The 311-nt window shown below is 73.0% G+C and carries 1 protein-coding gene; it reads right to left on the bottom strand.

Annotation, left to right across the window (positions count from 1 at the left end; all coding sequences use genetic code 11):
• Positions 1-88: 88 nt before the first annotated feature.
• Positions 89-311: hypothetical protein (locus AC0IYH_RS30615; RefSeq protein WP_471837919.1), on the bottom strand; the 223-nt coding region annotated here is incomplete at its 5' end.

The following is a 311-nucleotide window of genomic DNA, read 5'->3' as shown; positions in this document are numbered from 1 at the left end:
ATCATCAGCCGCGTGTGCGACGTCGCGACCAGCGCGTGGCGCTGCTTCGGCGTGTTACGCTGTTGCACGGGACGGGCGACCAACGTGGTCACCGCTTGCGCGCTTCCGCCCGGGCGGAGGAGAGGATGTCGCTGAACGTGCTGTCGGACAGCAGCTTGCGATCGAGCATCGCCACGGCCTGCGGCCGAACCTTCGCGACAGCCGCGGCGGCGCGGACGACACTGGCTTCGACGGCGCGGGCCGGTGCAGCCTGCGGCGTGGCGACGACGGCAGCAACGCGGACGGCGGCGGGCGTGCGGATCGCGGGGGCG

This window comes from Pseudomonas sp. AC463, from assembly GCF_979253585.1.
Note: the sequence above shows the minus strand (reverse complement) of the source record. Positions and strands in the feature narration are given on the sequence as shown.